The sequence below is a fragment of the Phaeobacter sp. G2 genome (assembly GCA_025163595.1).
Taxonomy (GTDB): domain Bacteria; phylum Pseudomonadota; class Alphaproteobacteria; order Rhodobacterales; family Rhodobacteraceae; genus Pseudophaeobacter.
This window is the reverse complement of sequence record CP104100.1, coordinates 1,527,049-1,548,305: the sequence shown is the minus strand read 5'-3', so window position 1 is coordinate 1,548,305 and position 21,257 is coordinate 1,527,049. Positions and strand designations below refer to the sequence as shown.

Sequence of the window (21,257 nt, the reverse complement as noted above, 5' to 3'; positions counted from 1 at the left end):
GGGAGGGGCAACCCCTAGGCCCATCTGCGATCCAGGAAAAACCCCGCTGTGATCCAGCCATCGCGTATCTCGGCGGCGTCTTTCCACGCCTGTTCAACCCTGTCCGGGGGCTGCCCAAGCTGCTGCGCCACTGTCGCCAGAGCAGTCTGCACCGTTCCGCCCTGGCACATCGCGTGCAAGAACACAAAATGGCCAAAGCTCACCGGGATGGTATGGGTGACATAATCCTTGCGCAGAACCGCTAGATAAACCTGCTCCCGCTGCGGCGGCGGCGGCGCGCGCCCCTGACGAACCGCGTGATAATACGTCCCGACAGGAAACCCATAGGACGCGACCGACAGGCTGGGTTGCACCACAAGCGCGGCGTCTGGCGTCGCCAGCTCTGCCAGGTGCAGATCCTCTGCTCCGGCGCAGTCAAAGGTGGAAAAAACCTGCCGCTCAAACCGGGTGAGGTCGATAATGAAATCCACCCAAAGTTCGGGCACGGCGGCGCCAAGATCGGGGCGATTGGCCTGCAAAAACCCTGCAAACCGGCGACCTAGATCATACAGAGTATAGCTTTCGGGCGGGTCCTGGCGAATGTATTCCGCAACAAAATCATTGAACAACCCCTCCCCCAAGGCATAGCACAGCGCCGGAAACTGATCGCGCATACAGGCCGCGATCCGCAGGTTGTAACTGTTTTGATAGATCTCCAGGCCCGCCGCAGCCGACAGCCTGGATGTGGACTGCACCCGGTCTTCAATTTCCTGGGGCGGCGTCTGTTGCGGCTGTAGCAACGCCCCCTGCATCCACTTTTGCAGGTCCAGCAGCTCAGGCGGGGCGCTCACCCCTTTTCCAGCTCTACTGCTCCGGCCATAACATCCGGCACCAGGAAACTGACTGGGTTGGATACCGCCCGGGTTTCAGCCAGCGGAGCAGGCGCGCCGGTCAGAGACGCAAAACCGCCATTCATATAGGCTTTGGCCTTGAGCAACTCTCCATGGCAGACCTCAAAGGCGGGAATATTGCCGTCCCACTCCAACAAGGTAGAGGCCCCATTGCTGCGCTGCCAGGCCAAGGCAAACAGCGCCCAGACCTCCGGGCGCACTGGTTGGTCATGGGTATCAATCAAATGGCTGCCACAATCCGTATGCCCCGCCAGGTGCATCTGCACCACACGGGCCCAGGGGAAGCTGTCAAAATAGTCCACCGGGTCGCTTTCGGCGTTGAAGCAGCTCACAAAGACGTTGTTGACGTCCAAAAGCAATCCGCAGTCGGTGCGGTCACAGAGGGCACGCAGGAATTCAGGCTCGGACAGAGTATTTTCGCGGAAATTCAGATAGGTAGAGGGGTTTTCCAGGATCAATGGACGCCCCAGCACCTCTTGCACACGGTGCACACGGGCGGCGATATGGTCCAGCGTTGCCTCGGTCAGCGGAACCGGCAGCAAATCATGCGAGTTCAATCCCATGACACCGGTCCAGCATAGGTGATCACTGATCCACTGCGGCTGCACCTCTTGGGCCAGGTGCTTTAGCCGCTGGAGGTAGTCCATGTTCAAAGGATCACTGCTGCCAATTGACAGCGACACCCCATGCAGCACCACCGGATAGCGCTCTGCCACTTTGCGGATCACCTGACGCGGACGCCCACCGGAATCCATAAAGTTCTCCGAGATGGCCTCGAACCAGTCGACCTCCGGCCAAGTGGTCAGGATATGGTCAAAATGGGTGTTGCGCAGCCCCAGCCCCAGGCCAAGCCTGGGCAGTTTTGCGATCTCTGTTGGCGGTGGTGTCACGAACAGCTGCCTCCCCCCGACAGCCCGCTGGCGCCACAGGCGGCAAAGCTGTTGCAGTTTTCCGTGATCCAGGATTCCGTCGGGCCGGTGTCGCTAAACGGCGCTGGTGCCGCCCCGAGCTTTTCACCCGATTGCTTTTGCGCATAGGCTTCCTCAAACACCTGGCGGGCCCGGGTCCAGACGCTCATCCCCTTGTGGTCACCTTCGGTGATAAAGCGTTCGGCATTGATCGGGGCCGCACATGACCCCATCGAGCGGCAGTCGTTCTGGCCGGGCTGGTCCATATCGGGCCCCCAACCATACAGCCCGCAGCCGCCCTGATTGGCGCAGTTGTTATTGGTATGGCAGGAATGGATTTCGGTGGTGGCGCAAAACCCCTGCCCGGCACAGCTGTTTGGATTATTGCCATTGGGCCCATGAATGCCGTAGCGATCCTGCCCCTTGCAGGAATTCAGCCCCAGACAGGCGTGCAGTTCTGCACCTTCCGGCAATTCCAGCGGCGCCCCTGCCTTACCATAGGGAGTGTCTTTCCAGTTAAAGGGCGGGGGCACCACAGCTGGCAGATCTGTCTGCGTTGTCTTGGCGTTGCTGTGCTTGGTCTCAGACATGGGTTTGTCCTTTCGGCATCTTTAAGTGGCGTAACGGCCAGTTCATTTGCAGCTTTTCAGGCCGGAACAGACCTGAACTGCAGGTGCAGATTGCGACCTAGGTCTGTGGCCAATAGGCGCTGACATCAGGCAGGTGCATACCCTCGCCATCAGCGGATGTTTTGTTGATGGTCAGGGCCACCAGCGGCGCCACAGACCCGTTGAGCGCACTATTGCCCGCCGTCGCAAGCAGCGCCTCGGCGCCAAGCTGCGCCAGATTGGCAAAGGCCTCCTGACGTGCGCCCAGCCCCTGCCCCGCCGGGCCAAAGCCAAGGTTATCAAAACTGGGCGCCAATGCGACGGTCCGGCCATCCGTCAAGGTCACCTCATAGCCACGCATCAGGGCGATGAATTTATCCAGAATCCAGATCATCGAGCGATGCAACGCGATGTTGAAAAAGTACTTTTGATGGGGAACAGTGCCATCTTTTGAAACCTTGTCAGCCCCCGGCTGGTCCGGCGCGACATAGTTCGGTTCGATCTTGTAGATGGTTTCGGACAGGATCAGCATGTACTGGAACAAGCCACTACAAAAATCATTCAGCGCCGTTGCGATCGGATCATGGGCATAGTCCGCGCGCGTCGGATTGGCCGGGTAGTCAAACAGCAGTTCTTTGGCTTTGAGCCCCTCCGCGCTCCATTTATTCGCCTTGCCCTGCACCGCTTCCGACAGCCACTGCAGGTCGATCTGTTCTTCCATCCAGGGCGGCAGGCTTTCCAGGCTGTGCGAAAAGTCCTCAAACTGCATCTGCAACTCAAGAAACTTGTCAAAATGGCTCTGCTCTGCCTGCGAGGCCGGGTCATCCCAGTTTGCCTCGCTACCGCCGGGTTTGGCGGAATATCCCTCGCCCTGCTCACAAATTGTTTCCAGCGCCAGCATGACATCCTGGCGACTGGAAATCGTCATCAGCTCAAAAGCGCCAGAAACCTTATGCCCCTTGTGGTCCTCAACCGGGCGCACCGGCGCATCAGAACTATCCGCCGCGTCGGCATAGACAGTGACCTCTGCGGCACCGGGCAGCCCCGCTGGACAGCCCGAGCCGCCCCCCGGAGCAGTCGGCGCCGGTTTGGAAGGATCAAAGGCCTGTTTGGGATAGATGGTGTCGATATTGTTCGGGGCGTAGTTATAGGGCTGGATTTGCTGCTTGGGATCTCCGGCCTGAAAATCCCCATCGTCAAAATAGGAAGAGGCCACAATGCAGCGGATAAAGGAATAGAACTGGCCAATCGAATTCCAGTTCTGATCCATCGGCCAGCCGTGTTCATTCAAAAACGCCAGGGCCTCCTTGCCGGGCATCTGGGACAGCTCCCGCACCAGATCCGGCAAAGCCTCGGCCGGGATTTCACTAAAGAACGGGTTATGGGGATATTCGATCTGCAGGAAATGCCACAGCTGAGCCGAGCAGAAAGGCCGCAGCGGGATCCCGCCCTTGGACTGTGGGTCCGGGCCTTCTGGCACCACCGGATTATGATGCGGCAACAGCGCAGGATAGCTTTGCGGTGCCGCCTGGTAAAGCTGCGGCGGCTGGCCTGTCAAAGCAAAATAAATGTTGCTGGACAAAGACATGTGCAGCATTTCTTCGACAGCAACCGACATGATGACGCCGCCCGCCTCATTGGCAAAAATCTGCGCGGCCTCCAGGTCTTTGCCCTGTAGCTTGGTCCGATTGATCGAGTAATAGGTGTACAAATACAGCGGAATAGTTGCCAGTTCGACCTGGATGGCGGCCTGCAGGTCCGCGATCAACCGCGCCTTTAGCGTGTCCTTATCCCCCAGCACCCCTGCATTGATGATGGCAACCATCATGACCTCTGCCTGCGACAAATCAAACGCTTCGTGCATGTCCTGCACGTGTTTCAAACTCGCATCTACATCCATTTGGGTGCCCCAATTTATCAAACAATGAGTTGGCTCTGACGGCTGCGCCGCGCACGACGTTGTGCAATGGGTGCACAGTTCCACCTGAGGTAGAGTTAGTCAAATATTTTCGCACACGTTTTGAGGGATAACACACCTCCCCCCATTGCAAAAGCTCTGGCCCCTGCGCCGCCCATTTTGGCCGGGACATGTCTGCCCTCAGCAGGGGCGATCTGGGGTTTGGGGAAGTCGGCTGATCAGAGGGCGGCGCTGGCCAGAAAGCAAAGAGCCCGATGCCGCCCAGCTGTTTCAGCTTTTGCGCGAAGTCGCGCGTGGTATCATCGTGCCTTACCAGGCATCGACATAGCGATCACTGGGGATGGTGGGACCTGACGCCGCGATAACCCGCGCGATTTCCTCACGCGTCAGGGCAGGATCAATCACCGCGTCGAATTCCAGCAGGCTCGCAGCGTTCAGGGCTGAACCGTTTTTGTACAGCTCGGCAACCAGGCGCTGGTATTCTGCCTCGCGCGCCACCGGATCCGAAATTGCGGCCAGGTGGTCGCGGTGGCCCAGCTTTACCGCGCCCTCCAACCCCATGGCGCCCACCTCGCCCGTGGGCCAGGCGCAACAATAATGCGGCCGGTCAAAGCCGCCGCCCGCCATCGCCATCGCCCCCAGGCCGTAAGCCTTGCGCAGAATGACGGTCACCAGGGGTTGGCCAAAATGTGCGCCAGCAAGGAACAGGCGCGAGATATGCGCCACCTGCCCGGTCTCTTCGATCGCTGGCCCCACCATAAAGCCCGGTGTGTCGCAGAGCGTCACAACCGGCAGCCCCCAAGCGTCGCAAAGTTGCAAGAACCGCGCGCCCTTGTCCCCTGCGGGCGCATCAATGGCGCCGCCAAGATGCAGCGGATTATTTGCCAAAATCCCATAGGCGTGCCCCTTGATACGCACAAACCCGGTGATCATGCCCTGACCAAAATCCCGGCGCAGTTCCAGGAAACTGTCCGCATCGGCCAGCGCCTCAATGGCCTGGCGCATGTCATAGGCGCGGCTGCGATCGGCGGGCACAACGCTGCGCAGGGGGATGACCGGCACGGTTTCTTGCGGGCAGATTTTTGCAGCTGACAACCCCAATAGCGCCTTTGCGGCGGCGACCGCCCCGGCCTCGTCCTGGCGCAACAGGTCGATGACACCATTGGCCTTTTGCGTTTCGGAGGGACCAATCTCCTGAGGCTTTACACTGCCCAAACCGCCGCCTTCGATCATCGCCGGGCCACCCATGCCGATCCAACTGTTGTCGGTGGCAATTCGGACATTACACAGGCCAAACATTGCTGCATTCCCGGCAAAGCACATCCCGGCGGCGATGCCGATCTTGGGGCCCCGATGGGCGGCAAAGTTGCGAAAGGAGGGCACGTTCAACCCGGCCACCACCAGCGGCGCCACATCGTAGTCATTGGGACGCCCGCCGCCACCTTCTGCAAAGAGCACGATAGGCAGATCGTCCCGCCCAGCGCGTTCAATCAAGCGGTCCATCTTGCGGTGGTGATTGTAGCCCTGGGTACCAGCAAGCACCATGTAATCAACCGCCATTGCCGCAACAGCGCGCCCGTTCACCGTGCCTGTGCCGCAAATGATCCCATCCCCCTGGGTGCGCGATTGCAAATCCGCCAGGGGGCGTTTTGTACGCTGTGCAGCCACGGCCAGGGCTCCGTATTCAGTAAAGGACCCTGGATCGAACAGATCATCGATATTTTCGCGCGCTGTACGGCCGCCATTTTTCTGACGCTTGGCAACCGCCTGTGATCTGCTGCTATCCGCAAGCCCCGCCATGCGCGCCTCAAACTCGGAAAACTCCAGCCGCAGCCCTTGCTCTTGCTGCTTCACCTGCAAAGAAACCTCGCCCGGCTCCAGGCTCACCAGCGGTTCGCCACCGCGCAGCTCATCCCCCGGTGACACATGCAGGGCCGTGACCACGCCACTTTCATCCGCGCGGATCTCGTGCTGCATTTTCATCAGCTCCGTCACAAGCAAAACAGTGCCTGCGGCAATCTCATCCCCAAGCCCTACGCGAATTTCAGAGACGATGGCCGGGTTTTCAGCTTTGATGGTTTTCACGTCTGTCCTCTTTAGATTGGCCGCTTCGGCTTTGCCCCTCACTGCTCCTTGCCAGGGTTCCGCCTCAGCATGCGCCAGTTCCGGCGCCCTGTGCAAAGGACGTTCCGTCACATCAAAATCAGGATTATCCAATCAGCCAAAAGCGTTGACTTGCGAGGATCTGATGATCAACTCTGGCTGAAACCCCGGGTTCCGCCCTTTCAATTCACAGCAACCTGAGAGGTCGCACCATGCAGATCACTTCGATGATCAAACGCGCCGCCCAGATCAATCCCAACGGGATTGCCACAATATTCCAGGACCGTCAGCAAAGCTGGAGCCAAATGCTGGACCGCGTTGCCCGCCTGGCTGGCGCCCTGCAGGGCCTTGGCATGAAACCTGGCGACCGGGTGGCTTTGGTCTCGCTGAACTCGGACCGGTTCATCGAATATTATTTTGCCGTGGTCTGGGGTGGCGGCGCCATGATGCCAATGAACATTCGCTGGAGCGCCGCCGAATGTGCCTATGCCCTGAACGACGCCGGGGCCGAAATCCTGATCTGCGACGCAACTTTCAAGGATCTCGCCGCCGAGGTGAAACCGCAAGTGGCCGGGCTAAAGACGCTGATCTATGCCGGAGACGACGCCACGCCAGAGGGCATGGAAAACTACGAAGACCTGATCGCAGCCGCCGCGCCTGCTGCTGATACAGAACGCAGCGGTGATGATCTGGCCGGTGTTTTTTACACCGGCGGCACAACCGGTTTCCCCAAAGGCGTGATGCTGTCCCATACAAATTTCTATGTGGCGGCAGTTGCAAACGCCCATGACATCAACATGCACGACAGGACGGTCTATCTGCATGCTGCCCCGATGTTCCACATCGCCGATCTGCTGTGGTTCAGTGCCATCACCCTGATGGCGGGGACCCATGTCATCATCCCCATGTTCACCCCTGAGGGTACTCTGAAAGCGATTGAACAACACCGCCCAGACCAGACCCTGCTGGTGCCGGTGATGTTGCAGATGGTTCTGCAAAGCGACAAGCTGGCGCAGACGGATATCTCCTCTTTGCGCCAGATCGCCTATGGCGCCTCTCCCATTACCGAGGCGGTCCTGAAAGACGCCTTTGTGAAATTCCCCAATGTTTCGTTTTTGCAGGCCTTTGGCCAAACCGAGCTGAGCCCGGTCGCGACCATTTTGCCCGCCGAATACCATGTGCTGGACGGCCCCAAAGCAGGTAAGCTGCGCTCTGCTGGTCGTGCCACGCGGGTGTGCGAGATCCGCATTGTGGATGATCACAACCAAGAGGTCGCGCGCGGCGATGTTGGTCAGATTGCGGTCAAGGGGCCGACCACCATGCTCGGCTATTGGAACAAGCCAGAGGTGACCGCAGAAACCATCATTGATGGCTGGGTCATGACCGGGGATGCTGGCTATATGGACGAAGACGGCTTTGTTTTTTTGGTGGACCGGGTGAAGGATATGATCGTCTCAGGCGGCGAAAACGTCTATTCTGCCGAAGTCGAGAATGCTCTGGGCCAGCACCCCGCCGTCGCCACCAGTGCGGTCATCGGCATTCCCAGCGATCAATGGGGTGAAAGCGTGCATGCTCTTGTCATCCTGCACCCTGACGCAACCGTCACCACCGAAGAGTTGCAGGCCCACTGTCACCAGCTGATCGCCGGATACAAATGCCCGCGTAGCATCGAATACCGAACAGAGCCCTTTCCCCTGTCTGGTGCAAACAAAGTGCTGAAAACCGAGTTGCGCAAACCCTACTGGCAAGGAAAGCAACGTCAGATCTCGTAACCACGCCCTGGCAAGGGTCCCGGCCTGCACCCTGTTTCACAGCGAAAACCAAGGCCGGGATCTACGCGCACCCTTCGCGAAACGGCAGGGATGCGGTGGAGCACTGGGAAATCAACATAATTTCAAGACGCTCAGCGCCCCTAAAAATAGGCAAATATATCGGGCAACCCTTGATCAACCTCGCAACGCAGCAGTTGGTAGCCAATTCCGGCGGTGCCTTGGAAAAAGCCAGGCAATGCTCCCCCCCGGGGCCAGCCAAACTCCAAATCACCGCTGGCCGCCCGGCCCCATAACCGGCGACTGGCACAAGCGGCATCCGCAGCCCACTCCGGGCGTCCGCAGACGTCGGCGCTGCGCTGCAGGATAGAAACCCGGGCTGCCTCTCCAAAACACAGATCATCCAGCGCGAGCCCAGAGTGACTGCCGAGCGCCACCATCTGCCGTTCAAGCCAGCTGCGCAAATCCAAATCCTCTGCACCAGGGACGGTCAGCGCTTCTTGCACGGCAATGCAAAGCCCTATGCGGCCGGTTTTCCAGCCTAGATCCTCCTGCAGGGCCTGATCCTGACGTAAAGCAAAACTGAGACCGCGACGGCCATAGTCCCAAAGCTGCGTATCCTGCAGGTGGCGTGCTGCGCGCATGAGAACTGTTGCGACCCCTGCGCTGCCATGGGCAAAACCATACACCCCGGGGCCATAGGGCGACGGCCAATAGACCCCGCCCGCCTGATCAGGAACCGCCGCCGTGACAATCCGCGCCGCACAATCTTCAAGCGTGCGCTGCACCCGGGCATCGCCGGGGTAATGCTGGTCCAGCGCCAAACATGCGTTCACATATCCCGACAGGCCGGCAGAGAGACCGTAGTCCGCTTTGGTGGTGCTGTGTGTACCGCTGCTGCGGTGGGCCTCAACCCTATAGAAGATATCCCGTGCCACATCGGCCAGATTATCTTGACCGCTGATCCGCGCAAGCTGCACCAGACCATAGATCGCCGACCCCACCCCGGTGCCGCACCCCAGCCCCGGTGCCATCAGCATACGCACCGTCGCCGCCCTGCCTGCGCTCTCAAGCAGGTTTGAAATCCCGCTGAGCCCCGCCTGCAAATAGTCATTGTTGCCGCTTTGCCGGGTCAGCGCCGCCAGGAACAAGGCAATGCCAAGCGCGCCATCAAACACCCGCTCGCGCAGGGGGGACAGACGCCAGGCGCCGATGCTTTCCTTATACACTGGCGCATGCCAGGCAAGCGACCCCTGCGTGCCGCGAATGGCCTGCGCCAAAAGATCATCGCCCAGGCGGCCCAGCACCACGCCCAAAGATGGATTAGCAGCAACCGGCCTGTTGGTTTCGACGCTCTGTTGCGGCCTATGTTGCGCCCAGGCAGAACACTCCGGCCCCGTCCGTTGCTGACAGGCAAAACTTGTGAGGATCTGTTGCCTTTGCAGCGCCAAGTCTTTGTCACCCAGCCGGGCAATCCGCGCCTTTAAGTTCTCCATGGCGGAGGTTGGAAACACATCGCGAACCTCAGTTTTACTTGGCAGCTGGATGGCGCGGCCATTGGCGCCGGCGTGCAGCACCGGCACGTCCATATTCATCAGTTGGGCAAGCTCGCTTTTGACAACGGGAACCAGGCTATCCGCCGTCGCCGGGTCCTGCAAAAGCGATTGAAACAGGCTCTCCATGGACAGCTGCGCGGCAATGCCATTGCGCAGATTGGCCGGCGCACACAGGCGGGTCAGCCGCTCGCTATAGGCACGGCTCTGCCGCAACACCACCCGGGCGCGCAGGGACTGTAGCTTTTGAACCAGCGCATCAGGCAGCTCCGGCGCGCTGCGCAGCGCGTGGTAAGCATCTGAAAACCCTTGCAAGATATCATCAACATGATCTGCAGACTGCACAATCCTGCCATCATGGCGCACCAGATTTTCCATGCGCCGCTCAACCGGTGTGATCTTGCGCACCAGCCGCATCAGGTCCGAATTCGGGTGCAAAACCACCAGGTCTGGCGTTTGTTTTTCGGGACCGCCTGCCCCCCCCAAAGCACTGATGTCGACCCGCTGGCCCTCAAAGGCGTCATTCCACTCCGGCAGCATCGAGCTCCGCAAAACGGTCTCAAATACCATGGCACGCACAGCGGCAACACCTGCCGGGGTCTGATCAACGCTGGGCGCTGGCCAATTGGTCATCAGACATTCCTGATCAATGATGACCGGCACCGGCCCCGCTGCAATCAGGTTATCACGGTGAATGTCTGCGCCGCCCAACAGGTACTGGCCAAACAACAGATGCCCGCTGGCGCGAAAGAAAGACGCAACCTCTGCCGCATCACCGCAGGCTGCAGATATGGTTTCCCTGCTCCAGCCATATAGACCACGATCCAGATTTTCCCCAGTGGTGGGCGCGGGAAGGCCAAGCAGCCCGGCCAAATGTACCTGGAAGGCTTCAAACACCAGCTCTGGCTGCAGCGATTTTGGTTTATAGAACACCGCCGGTCCGGCCTGCGGCACCAGTTTCACACAGACCTGGCCACCCAGATGCGGATCAGAGCCCGCCAATTCCAACCGGGCGGGCCCAACAAATCCAAACGCCTGCTTCAGCAGTGGCAGGTCGGCCACCAGACGGTCACGCAATGTGCGGGTAAATGCGATCCCATGTTGCAGAACCGTAGCCAGAAGCCGCGCAAGCACGGGGTATTTCTGAAAAAGCCCCAGCAAACCCGCCCCGTCCTGAAGGGAGCCGACAAAGGCGTCATAGGCGTGATGCGCGCCCGGCAGCACCATGGTCCCAGCCAACCGCGGGTGGCGAAAGATTTGAAATTCCGCCGTCAAGACCTGCACAGACACATCGCATAGACGGCTGAGCAAGGCGTCCTGCAGCACCGCAGGGGTGTCGCAGCCCAGCGCCTTGGAGATATCCTCATAGACGGTTTGTAAATGCTGCGTCGCGTAGTCGGAAAATCCTGCCAGAACCTCGGCAAAAGGATGGGACGAATGAGCAGCAGGGGCTGGGCTGGCCCCTGCATCAGGGCGGGGATTAGCCAACACATTAAGCAACCACTCCGCCCACTCCGGCCACTGACTGCGCGGCATGGCTGGAGGATCGCCCAGATAGGTCTCCAGCCGCGCCGGAGTAAGCCCTGACCACGCGAGACGTTTGTCGAAGTCTGCCGGATCGCCCTGACCACAGATCTGCCGCCAGTTCTGGACCATTTCGGCCTGCTGGTGCTGTGGCCAGTGCTGGTCCAGCGCTACAGGGTTTGCCAACCGCTCTTCCAGGGTCTGGGCGCGGGCGGCGATTATTGCCACCTGCTGCACCAGGTCCACAGCCCTGTCGCAAACCGCTGCAGGCTGGGCTGTGGTCATGGGGTCAGCTGCGCCTTTAGCGCCGGAACAAGACGCGCCTTTGCCTGCCAGACATCTGGCTGAGTATAGATGGTACGGAAAAATGCAGCGCTGTTGGTGGCGTTGAAAAAGTTCCCGGTGAGGCTGATCGAGGCCTCAAGAGCCACCACCGCATGAGCCCACCCCATTGGAATAATGAGTGTCTCGCCCGGTTCAAGCACCACCTGAAAATCCGGTGCATCCCCCTGCGCCGAATGGCCCGGCGTCCACAGATCAAACCGTTTGCGCCCACAAATCTGGGTGTTCCAGGCATGGGTATTCAGCGTGTCCAGATGCCGGGGCGTATAGGTCCCGGCCGGGCCGATGAACAGCCAGGAAAACCCGCGCAGCGCCCACTGCGCCATCAGCGCTTCGCTGGAACCCTCAGCGGCGTCAATCCCGCTGGCCTCCGGCATCCAGTTCTCAACCGTCTCAGAGACATCAAAATCGGCGGATAACTCCGGATGATCCACAAAAGGCGACCAATAGGGGGAATACCACGGGGTTTCGGCCTGCTGCCCTGGTAAAAGATCCACCGAAGGGTCGCGCACGTAGTCCAGATAGCGGCCAAAGCCGACCTTGTGGAGGTTCTTTGAGCCCAGGTAATCAGTCACTATGACCCGCTCATCGCCATAGGTTTTTGCAAAATGGTCAAAGCTCCAGCGATCCATCGCGGGCCAGCCATCGGTCAACCCCGTCAGCAGTACAGGCTGGGTGCTGCCCTGGCTGAGGAAGGCGCGGTTCAATTCAGAGGCCAATACCCGCGTGCGACGCGCGATCGTTGCTCCCTGCGCGCCTGCCTCTGGCGCCTGCGGGCTGGGTAAAGCGGCACTCACCATAGGTCAGATCCTTCCAGAAGTGTGCAGGGATAAACCGAGGCCAGCATGTCCTTTACCCGGGCCTCGATGAATTCGCATTGGTCGCGGGGGGTAAATCCGCTGATCTGTGAACGGGCGATCAGGATCAGGGCCGGGGCCTGTGTCTGGCGTGACAACATCGCCCCCAGCCTGTCGATCTCGACCTCAATCTCTGCGGTGTTGCGCACCAGCGGATCAGAGCTCCGGGGCGGCAGCATGTCATATTCCAGCCAGTAGCCCTGTTCATCGTGACGGGCCTCAACCCGGTGCGAGGGCGACAGGCGCAGCGGGTGGTGGCGGTTGGTGGAGACCTGTTCGTAGGTGTCCCGGGTGACACTGATGCGAAAGCCATTGTCCGGCATGCTGTTGCAAGAGAAGTAATCCAGATCAATGCCCAACACCCAGGGGGCGGCCTCCGGGCCCGGCCGGTCGGGCATCTGGGCCTCGGTATCAACAAAATGCAACGTCATCGACTTGCGGTCGTCATTGCCCACCTCACTGGCCTCAGGGCGCTGCGCCAGGGTGATCATCTCGCGCCGTTGCTCATCCATGGTGGCGATCCACAGGTACTTACTGGGCAGGGCTGAATGAGGTCGTCCCCCGGCAATGGCAGCCTTGGGCGCAAGCCAGAACATCTCATCCAGAAGCCCCAGATAAACCCCGGCCCAGATAAAGCTGGCGATGGAGATTTCGGTCTCCACCAGGTCTTTGATAGCCGCAACCGTCAGCGGCGTGCCGCCAATCGTTCGTCTGAGCTGGGGCACCACCAGATCCTGATGTTGATCCACATGCAAAAGGCGCGCAGGTGCGTTGCCCAGCAGGGAATTCTCGCGCGCCCAGGCCAGCGCAATCAGGGCCTCGTTGTGCTCTTCAAACCCGATCACCGGGATCGTGGGGGGCCTGTCTGTCTGCTGTAAAGGTGTCGTATGGTGCGCCATGGTCAGCATAGATCCTTTGCCACAAGATAGCTTTGATAGGAGCTGTCGATATAGGGCGCGATCCGACGCCTGTAGACAGTCATCATGGCCGTGTTGCGCTCATCCACATCAAAAAGAACCGTCGGATGGCTTTGGTGCAGGCTGCTGTTGACGTGACGCTCCAGGGCCGCTGCCATGATCCAGGCGCCATTGCCCCGAAAAGCGGTCTCGGCATGGCAGAAACTGCGGCTAAACCGGATGCTGCCTGGCCGCTGAGGTACAAAATGGCAGACCAGCCAGCCCACAACGCGCCCATCTGCCGCACGCAGGCCCAGACTGACCGGGGCGATATTGCCCTCATCCCAGAACGGGGAGACATCCTGCGGGTAGCGCCCAGCTGCTATTTCAGCCTCGACAAAGGCGCGGTCCGCTGGCGTCAGGTCGCTCCAGTCAAAGGCGGTAGCATTGCGCGGTCCCCGGCTCAGCACCCGCTGCGCCCAGGCCTGTTGCAACACCTGCTGCGGCGCCGTTTCTGCAAACAGTATTCGGGGTGCCGGCTCCGACCAGCCTGTACTGCGCAGCAAGGCTTTTAATGCTGTAACCTGGGGCATCCGGGACACAAACGACAGGCAAGCCCGTTTGGCCCCCTGTATTTCGGCTTGTTTCAGAGCCCGTTCCAGAAGCGCCCTGGCGATGCCCCTGCGGCGAAACTCGGGGGCTACAGCCAGCGACAAAACCGTGGCGTTGGGCTGATCGATCTCAACCAGAATGGCGCCCAGAACCCGCCGCGTTGCACTGTCACCCTGCGCCACAGCCGCCAATCGGATGCGTGCTGGATCTGTCCCGTTCAGGTGATTTCTATAATGCGGAAAAACCACCGAAGCCGCCGATTGGGCCAGCCACGGATCCATGGGTTGAATACAATAGGGCGGACAGGGCGACACTGCAGGCGTGGAAAACGGGACTGTCACAGAACGACCCTCAGGAAAAATCTGGGCCGGGCCTCAGCAAGAGGCGCGGCGCGTGATCCGGCCGGGCGCTGACGCGGCCAGCCGGAGCGCTTGATCAGTCGCGGATTACATAATGGTGACGGTACAGCTGCGACCACCACCGGCGACAGCTTCCAGATCCGCATCGGACAGATCTTCGCTCACCGGGTCGGGCAGGACCAGGGTCAGATCAGCCCCCTCATTTGCCACCAGACGCAGATTAAAGCCTTCAGGCAGCGCCTTGCCGGACACGGTTTTGATTGCCGCAGCAGGATCTGCAAGGGCGCTTTGATAAAAGTTCGCATCGCTTGCGCAGCGCTCCAACAAAGCGGAAATGGCAGTGTGTTGGTCTTCTTCGGTCCAAGTCGACATAATACGTTCCTTACGTGAAGTTTAAAAAAGACCCCTGCCCTAAGGCGGCATGACAAATATGCCCACTGGAGCAAAAGGCGCGGTTGTATTGTGGGGAGACGATAAAATGAAAAGGGTTAATTAGTTTCAAAGGCGCCATTGCAATGCCTGCTTTTTAAGGGCTGCCGCAGTGTTAGTTCCTGCAGGCCGCCAAAATCAGACAAGCTGGCGCTGTGCCAGGGCAGCAAATTTGCCATCCTGCGCCATCAGGCTGTCATAGTCGCCAACCTCGACCACCTTGCCATGATCCAGCACGATGATCTTGTCGGCTTTCACCACCGTGGACAGCCGATGCGCCACAACAATGCGCGTCGCCGTCATCCCGTCCAGCGTTTCTGTCACAATGGCCTGTGTCCGGTTGTCCAAAGCACTTGTCGCTTCATCCAACAACAAAACCTTGGGATTGGCTGCGATGGCCCGCGCCAGCATGATGCGCTGCACCTGGCCACCAGACAGACCACCGGAGGATTCAACAACCCCGGTTTGCAGCCCCATGGGCATCTGCTGAATGTCGTCTGCCAGTCCTACCTGACGAATGGCCCGGCTCACCTGCTCCATCGGCATGCCAAAATTGGTGCCGACAATATTGTCATAGATCGAGCCCGGCAGCAGTTTGGCATCCTGCATGACCACCCCAAACTGGCGGCGCATCAGGCGTTTGTCGATCACTCGCAAATCGATTTGGTCCAGGCTGACAGATCCCGACTTTGGCGTCTCAAACCCCATGAGCAACCGCAGCAGGGTCGATTTTCCGCAGCCCGAGTCCCCAACCAGCGCCACATAATCACCCGCCTTGATTGTCAGGCTCAGCCCATCCAGGATCATCGGACCCTGGTCTTTGTAGGCAAAGCGCACATTGGTGAGCGAAAACGCCCCCTGCAGCGCGCCGGGGTCGGTGCCGCCCTGACTGTTTTCTGGGATCTCCTGCAGAATGGGGGCTGCAAAATCATAGATCGGTTTAAAGCTGGCAAGCTGCGTCGCCGTGCGGGTCAACTGGCCTAAGCCCGTCATAAAGCTGGCAAAACATGTCAGAAAACTGACCAGACTGGCGGTAGAGAGCGCACTGTCACTCCCGCGTTGTCCAATCACCACAAAAACCGTCAATGTAGCCGTTGCCAGGAACGATCCGCTAAAGGTTTCCATCAGCGCCGCCATGCGTTTTTCCCGGTAGGCCGCCGATTGTTGCAGCTGAAAAGCCTGTGTCCAGCGCTCAAACGCCGGCGCCTCGGCAGCAGAAAAACGCAGTTTTTCAATGCCCTGCGCAATATCCATCATGCGCGCAATAACCGGGCCACTGGTCAGGATCTGACTGCGGGCGGCGGCTGTCTCGGCCCGGCCCAGCAAGGCGGCAATGACGATAAAAACCGCCGCCGCTCCGAGCGCGGGCAGGACAAGTCCGGGGGCAAAATGAAACATCAGGCCAAAGCTCAGAAACGAAAACAAGCCCGACAGGACACCGGTGATCATGCCATTGGTCACCAGACGCTCCAATCGGCTGATCGCCAGGGCGCGCTGGGTCAGCTCACCCGATGCGTACCTGCGAAAGAACCCCGTGGGCAGGCGCAAAATCCGGTCCATGACCGATCCCTGGATCCAAAGCGTCGCACGGGTTTCAATCCTGGCAGCTGCAATCTGGGAGATAATGCCGATGGCAAATTGCACCATCGCCACCAGCGCAAGGATCACGCCAAGCTGCACCAAAAGAGCCTGACTTTGCTGCGGGATGATTTGCCCAACCAGAATGCCCGCACCAATTGGCAGAACAAGCGCCAGCAGGCTCATGGCCAGGCTCACCCCAAAGACAGTCCAAAGATCCGAGGCGCAGATGCGAAACACCCGCCCGATCAAGCCCCAGCCATTGACCGGCTGATCTGGAAGCGGCCAATAGAGGAACAACCCCTGCCCCTCCCATTGGGCTGCCATCTCGGGACGAAACTGCCGTTTGTCACCATTGGCATCCATCACCACATAGGATCTGTTTTCGCGCATGAGGGTGAAAACCTGGCCAGCCTCATCAAAGACAACAAAGTCACCGGAATCCTTGCGCCACCAGTGTCCCGTCAGCGTGATTGTGCGGTAGCGGATATTGTTGGCATCGCACAGGGCGCAGATATAACCCCGCCCGGCCAGATCTTTGCCAGGCTCAAACGCAGTCAGGTCATGCCCTGCCCGCCGGGCCAAATGCGCGATCTGGGCAAAGCCAGCCGCCATCTGGGCAGGGCTGTGTCCCTGCTGAACTGTGGGAGATTTGGCCGACAAGGACGCGGTCAGCCGCCCAAAAGCACGATCCAGACGCGCCGTATCCTGAGTAGCCTGCAGCACCCGCCGCTGGACCTGGGCCTCCGCTCTGCTTTGCATCCCGTCAGCAATGGTCTGGGCAAGGTGCCCATTGGCCGCTGCAATGGTGGCAGCAGCCATCGGCTGTGCCAAGAGTGCCTCGGTATCACGGACGAACACAGTGAAGGAATTGCCATCCTGGTCCGGGGTGCCATCTTGTGGGAAATGCGGTCTCGGCAGCGCCTCTGCGCAATCAATGTCTTTGACCCATGTAATGCCCTGCGTCATCGCAGGGTGATCTGGCTGCGTGCCCTGCTGGGCGTAGCCCGGTGCAATCGCGTTGAGACGCGCCAACCAGATATCAAGGTTCAGCGCGTGCAGCAGTCTTTGCTCGGCATCCGCATCCGGGGCGCAATAGGCAGGCAGTTCTATCCGGCACAGCTGCAGATCGCCGCGCGCCCGGCCAAACAGGCGCTCCCTGCTGCCGTCCAGACCGAGAATAACCTCGCCCTCAACCAGCTCCGCTATGGCCTGTGACTGGTCTCCGCAGCCAATATAGACATCCAGGCGCCCGCTTTCGATCAGGAAACACCGGTTTGCCCCCTGCAAAGAGATCTGCGCGCCGTCGCCGTAGGCCACCATATCCTGATCATCCGCCTGCAATAAGCGCTGTGCAGCGGGGTTGGGCTGCGTGCTCATGCGGCGATCATCCTCTGATAGGGACCCTCCACATCGCGCAGACCTTGGTGGGTGCCCCGTTGCACAACGCTGCCATGATCCATCACCAGTATCTGATCGCAATCACGAATGGTCGACAACCTGTGGGCCACGATCACACAGGTGATCCCCAGCCGGGCAATATTCTGCATTACCTTTGCCTCGACAATGGGATCGAGCGCACTTGTGGCCTCATCCAGAACCAGGATGGATCCATCCCGCGCCAGCGCCCGGGCGATCTCAAGCCGCTGGCGTTGGCCGCCGCTCATGTTGCGCCCGCCTTCTTCCACCTGCGTGTCATAGCCGCTTTCCGTGCCGGCAATGAAATCATGGATTTCAGCCGCCTGGGCCGCTGCAGTCACCTGATCGTCGGAAATGGTTTCATCCCACAGGCGGATGTTGTCGCGAAAGCTGCCTTCAAACAACACGATGTTCTGGTCAACAACGGCCAGAGAGTTTCGCAAGACCGCGCGCGGCAGATCTTCGATTGATGTCCCGTCAAAGTCGATGCGGCCGGACCAGGTTGAATAGGCGCCGGTAATCAGTTTGGCCAAGGTCGATTTTCCACTGCCGGAGCCGCCGACAAGGGCAACACGTTGTCCCGGCGCCACCGCAAGATCGAGGTTTTCGATCAAAGGCGGGGACAAGCGGCTGTAGCCAAAACTGACATCCGACAATGAAATCGCGCCGTTTAACCGCGATGCGCCCGCAGGCTCCGCCGGGTTGCGCCGCTGGGAAAATTCACTGGCCTCCGGGTGGTCGGTAATATCCCTGAGCTGGTTCAACGGTCCCTGCAATTGCTGCAGCTCCTGCACGTTGCTCATCAGCCCCTGAAAGGGCCTGTCCATCGCCGCAAGCAAGGCCTGAAACGCCACCAGCGACCCCACTGTCAGCTCCCCGGCCATGACCTCAAGCCCGCCGATCACCAGTGTCAGGGCCTTGCCAAAGAAGGACACAAATCCCGGCGTGACCTGCAGCACCGATTGCCGAAGGGTCAGCTCAGCCTGTCCGTTCACTACATTGGCGTGGGTGCCGGCCCAGCCTTCAAAATATTTGGCTTCGGTGCCCGAGGACTTGATGCTTTCGATGGTCTGCACCCCGACCATGGTCTTGCCGGTGAGTTTCATAAACTCGATCATCGTCTTGATCGAAAGCTGATCCATACGCTGCTGCACCACCCAGATCAGCAGCCCACTGCCCAGAACCAACAGGCCCACCACCGCCGCCATCTGAAGGCTATAAAGCGCCATCACTGCGAGGAAAAAGATCAGGGTGGTTCCCTCCAGCGCGGTCGAAAGCAGAGTTTTGCCAGCCAGTTGCGCAATCCGTGCGGCCATCTGCCCCCGCCCGGCCAGCGCCCCGGAAAACCGTTGCTGAAAGAATGGAAGCGGCAACCGCAGCAAACGCCAGGCAAGCTTGGCGTTCAACGACAGGGCCAGTTTTGCTTCCAGCTTGGCGCTCAGCAAACTGCGCAGGGCCATCAGCCCGGACTGAAGCGCAATCACCGCCAGCATCATAACCGCAAACCAGAACAGCCAGTCGTCCTGCCCACCCATCAAAATATCGTCGACAAAGGCCTTGCTGAAGGCGGGAATAGCCAGACCGGGCACAATCAATGTCATCCCACAGAGCAGAATAAGCTGGCTGGCTGTGCGATCCCATTGCAGATAGCCGATCAGCGAAGACAGCTTGCCTGGCGGGCCTGCCTTGCGTTCAAACGCCTCCCCCGGTTCAAGCAAGAGAGTGATGCCCGTGAACATCTCATCAAAGGCGTCATGGTCGACAATGCGCCGCCCGGCAGCGGGATCATTGATGCGATACCGCCGCGCCGAGACCGCTTCCAGAACCACAAAATGGTTCATATTCACAAAGATGATCGCAGGCAGGGGAATTTCGGCCAGGCGCGGCAGTTCAAGCCGTTTGGCGCTGGCCGTCAGGCCATGGCGGCGCGCCCCCTTCAGCACATTGGCCGCCGTGGCCCCATCCCGGGAGACGCCACATTCAATCCGCAAATCCTCAAGCGGAATGTGACGGCCATGATAGGCCAAAACCATGGCAAGCGAGGCTGCGCCACATTCCTCGGCTTCGATTTGCAGGATTGTGGGTGTTTTGACCCCTTTCATGGCTCAGCCCTCAAGCCGAGACATGGGCTGCGGCGGCGCGGCAACCACCGGGGTCGGAGCGATACTGTCCACGGCGGGCAGGATCTCATCCAGTTTGGGGAACACAAAGCTGGCGATCCGCTTTCGGTCAACCACAAAACTGGCCTCTGTCAAAGTGCCGGGATGGATCACGAAGGCGGGCCCTTCGCCGCTGGACCAGGCAAGCCCGCTGGCCGTGCTTGGGTCAGGTTGAAGGCGCACCAACACTTCGCGAACCGGCCCATTGGCCAATAGCGCCGTAACCAATTCTGGGTTCTGCACACGCTTTAGCAATTGCGCCTGCGTCGCTGGCAGGACCGAGGCCTCAATGATCTGACCCTGAATAAACCCATCGCGTTCCAGTTCAACGGATGCAGGCACCACCTGAACCGCTGCCCCGGTTTCCAGCCTTGCTGCCTGGCTGGCATCCACATAGAGCACGGCCAGCAAAGCCGGTGCCTCTGGCTGGTCGCTAGCGACGGGAGCCGCGTCCGGCAGGATTTCAAAGAGAATTTCATTGGCGCTGACCTGATCACCGATGCTTTTGGTGCTTTCCGTCACAATGCCTGCCGCCAGGGCGCGGATCTCGACACTGCGCTGATAATCCGCCTGCAGGTCTTTCAGTCTTTCACGCTCTATTTCGGCTTGGTTTTCTTGCGCGGTGACATCGGCTGTCGATTTATGGATATCTGCCAGAACTGTCGTGCGGGTGGACGAAAAATCGTATTGCGCGGCGCTGAGGCTTTGACGGGCATCTTCCAGGCTCTGCAGGGTCTCAAGAAGTTTCTGTTCGACAATCAAGCCCTTGTCAAAAAGCACCTGTCGCTCTTGGTTGAGTTTGGCCAATCGCGCAATTCGATCGCGCAAATTACTGGCCTGATCCTGGTGAAAGGCCGCAGCATCCGCAAGCTCCGTCCGGAGCGATGTCACAAATTTCTGGTGTGCCTTGCGCGTTTGCGCCAGCATGGTTTCGCGCCGGGCCAAAGCAGCCTTGCCCTGCGCAATGGCTTCTTGCATCTGGAAATTTTCCAGGCGCGTCAGTAAATCCCCCTCCTGCACCCGGTTTCCGACCTCGGCCAGTTGCCCGACCACGATACCAGCCCCCTGGGCGCGCGCTGTGACGATCTCCCCCTCTGTCAAAAGAATGCCGCTGCCAACAACCTTGACCGGGGCTGTCGCAACCAGCGCCCAAAGCAGAAAAGCAAAAACGCTTGCCACAAGCAGCAGCGAGGCCAGCCAACCAAGCGGCGGCACCACGGTCAACATCGCGTCCAATTGCTCAGGCGACCGCGCCTTTTTGAGGGCGGACTTTCTAATCTTGTCCGATAACATGTCTGGCCTTCAAAGCGGTTAGCTATTAAATTTCTGAGGT

At 59.6% G+C, this 21,257-nt stretch carries 14 protein-coding genes; 1 reads left to right on the top strand and 13 read right to left on the bottom strand.

What is annotated here, in order from left to right; genetic code table 11:
* Positions 1–14: 14 nt before the first annotated feature.
* From N1037_07380 to N1037_07360, 5 genes are all read right to left on the bottom strand, one after another.
* Positions 15–830, bottom strand: coding sequence for a DNA-binding domain-containing protein (locus tag N1037_07380; GenBank protein ID UWS80822.1), 816 nt, complete (start codon positions 828–830; stop codon positions 15–17).
* Positions 827–1,780, bottom strand: coding sequence for a DUF692 domain-containing protein (locus N1037_07375; GenBank protein UWS80821.1), 954 nt, complete (start codon positions 1,778–1,780; stop codon positions 827–829). Before N1037_07375 ends, N1037_07380 begins: the two co-directional genes overlap by 4 nt.
* Entirely contained in the window at positions 1,777–2,388 is a 612-nt protein-coding gene (locus tag N1037_07370) for a hypothetical protein (protein ID UWS80820.1), read from the bottom strand. The genes N1037_07375 and N1037_07370 overlap by 4 nt, the downstream gene beginning before the upstream one ends.
* A 97-nt stretch (positions 2,389–2,485) precedes the next feature.
* Positions 2,486–4,306, bottom strand: coding sequence for a ferritin-like protein (locus N1037_07365; GenBank protein ID UWS80819.1), 1,821 nt, complete (start codon positions 4,304–4,306; stop codon positions 2,486–2,488).
* A gap of 327 nt (positions 4,307–4,633) precedes the next feature.
* Entirely contained in the window at positions 4,634–6,409 is a 1,776-nt protein-coding gene (locus N1037_07360) for a biotin carboxylase (GenBank protein ID UWS80818.1), read from the bottom strand.
* A gap of 230 nt (positions 6,410–6,639) precedes the next feature.
* Between N1037_07360 and N1037_07355 the strand changes: the two genes are divergently transcribed.
* Entirely contained in the window at positions 6,640–8,199 is a 1,560-nt protein-coding gene (locus N1037_07355; GenBank protein ID UWS80817.1) for a long-chain-fatty-acid--CoA ligase, read from the top strand.
* A gap of 140 nt (positions 8,200–8,339) precedes the next feature.
* Here N1037_07355 and lanM read toward each other — a convergent pair whose 3' ends face one another.
* The 8 genes from lanM to N1037_07315 form a co-directional block, all read right to left on the bottom strand.
* On the bottom strand, positions 8,340–11,558 hold the full coding sequence (lanM, locus tag N1037_07350; protein UWS80816.1) for a type 2 lanthipeptide synthetase LanM: 3,219 nt from the start codon (positions 11,556–11,558) through the stop codon (positions 8,340–8,342).
* Positions 11,555–12,415 carry a cupin-like domain-containing protein gene (locus tag N1037_07345; GenBank protein ID UWS80815.1) on the bottom strand — a complete coding sequence of 287 codons (861 nt, stop codon included), beginning with the start codon at positions 12,413–12,415 and terminating at the stop codon, positions 11,555–11,557. Before N1037_07345 ends, lanM begins: the two co-directional genes overlap by 4 nt.
* Positions 12,409–13,371 (bottom strand): UPF0489 family protein, encoded by a 963-nt coding sequence (locus N1037_07340; GenBank protein ID UWS80814.1) that lies wholly within the window; start codon positions 13,369–13,371, stop codon positions 12,409–12,411. Before N1037_07340 ends, N1037_07345 begins: the two co-directional genes overlap by 7 nt.
* Positions 13,372–13,373: 2 nt before the next feature.
* Positions 13,374–14,321 carry a GNAT family N-acetyltransferase gene (locus tag N1037_07335; GenBank protein ID UWS80813.1) on the bottom strand — a complete coding sequence of 316 codons (948 nt, stop codon included), beginning with the start codon at positions 14,319–14,321 and terminating at the stop codon, positions 13,374–13,376.
* A 105-nt stretch (positions 14,322–14,426) separates the two neighbouring features.
* Positions 14,427–14,711, bottom strand: coding sequence for a hypothetical protein (locus tag N1037_07330; protein ID UWS80812.1), 285 nt, complete (start codon positions 14,709–14,711; stop codon positions 14,427–14,429).
* A gap of 195 nt (positions 14,712–14,906) precedes the next feature.
* Positions 14,907–17,726 (bottom strand): ATP-binding cassette domain-containing protein, encoded by a 2,820-nt coding sequence (locus N1037_07325; protein ID UWS80811.1) that lies wholly within the window; start codon positions 17,724–17,726, stop codon positions 14,907–14,909.
* Complete coding sequence (locus N1037_07320) at positions 17,723–19,867, bottom strand: NHLP family bacteriocin export ABC transporter peptidase/permease/ATPase subunit (protein UWS80810.1); 2,145 nt, start codon at positions 19,865–19,867, stop codon at positions 17,723–17,725. Before N1037_07320 ends, N1037_07325 begins: the two co-directional genes overlap by 4 nt.
* Before the next feature lie 3 nt (positions 19,868–19,870).
* The gene (locus tag N1037_07315) at positions 19,871–21,217 is read right to left on the bottom strand and encodes an NHLP bacteriocin system secretion protein (GenBank protein UWS80809.1); all 1,347 of its coding nucleotides are present in this window, start codon (positions 21,215–21,217) and stop codon (positions 19,871–19,873) included.
* Positions 21,218–21,257: the final 40 nt, after the last annotated feature.

Coding starts and splice junctions, on each gene's coding strand:
- N1037_07370 (UWS80820.1), bottom strand. CDS start 2,388: ATGTCTGAGACCAAGCACAGCAACGCCAAGACAACGCAGACAGATCTG.
- N1037_07365 (UWS80819.1), bottom strand. CDS start 4,306: ATGGATGTAGATGCGAGTTTGAAACACGTGCAGGACATGCACGAAGCG.
- N1037_07355 (UWS80817.1), top strand. CDS start 6,640: ATGCAGATCACTTCGATGATCAAACGCGCCGCCCAGATCAATCCCAAC.
- lanM (UWS80816.1), bottom strand. CDS start 11,558: ATGACCACAGCCCAGCCTGCAGCGGTTTGCGACAGGGCTGTGGACCTG.
- N1037_07345 (UWS80815.1), bottom strand. CDS start 12,415: ATGGTGAGTGCCGCTTTACCCAGCCCGCAGGCGCCAGAGGCAGGCGCG.
- N1037_07340 (UWS80814.1), bottom strand. CDS start 13,371: ATGGCGCACCATACGACACCTTTACAGCAGACAGACAGGCCCCCCACG.
- N1037_07330 (UWS80812.1), bottom strand. CDS start 14,711: ATGTCGACTTGGACCGAAGAAGACCAACACACTGCCATTTCCGCTTTG.
- N1037_07325 (UWS80811.1), bottom strand. CDS start 17,726: ATGAGCACGCAGCCCAACCCCGCTGCACAGCGCTTATTGCAGGCGGAT.
- N1037_07320 (UWS80810.1), bottom strand. CDS start 19,867: ATGAAAGGGGTCAAAACACCCACAATCCTGCAAATCGAAGCCGAGGAA.
- N1037_07315 (UWS80809.1), bottom strand. CDS start 21,217: ATGTTATCGGACAAGATTAGAAAGTCCGCCCTCAAAAAGGCGCGGTCG.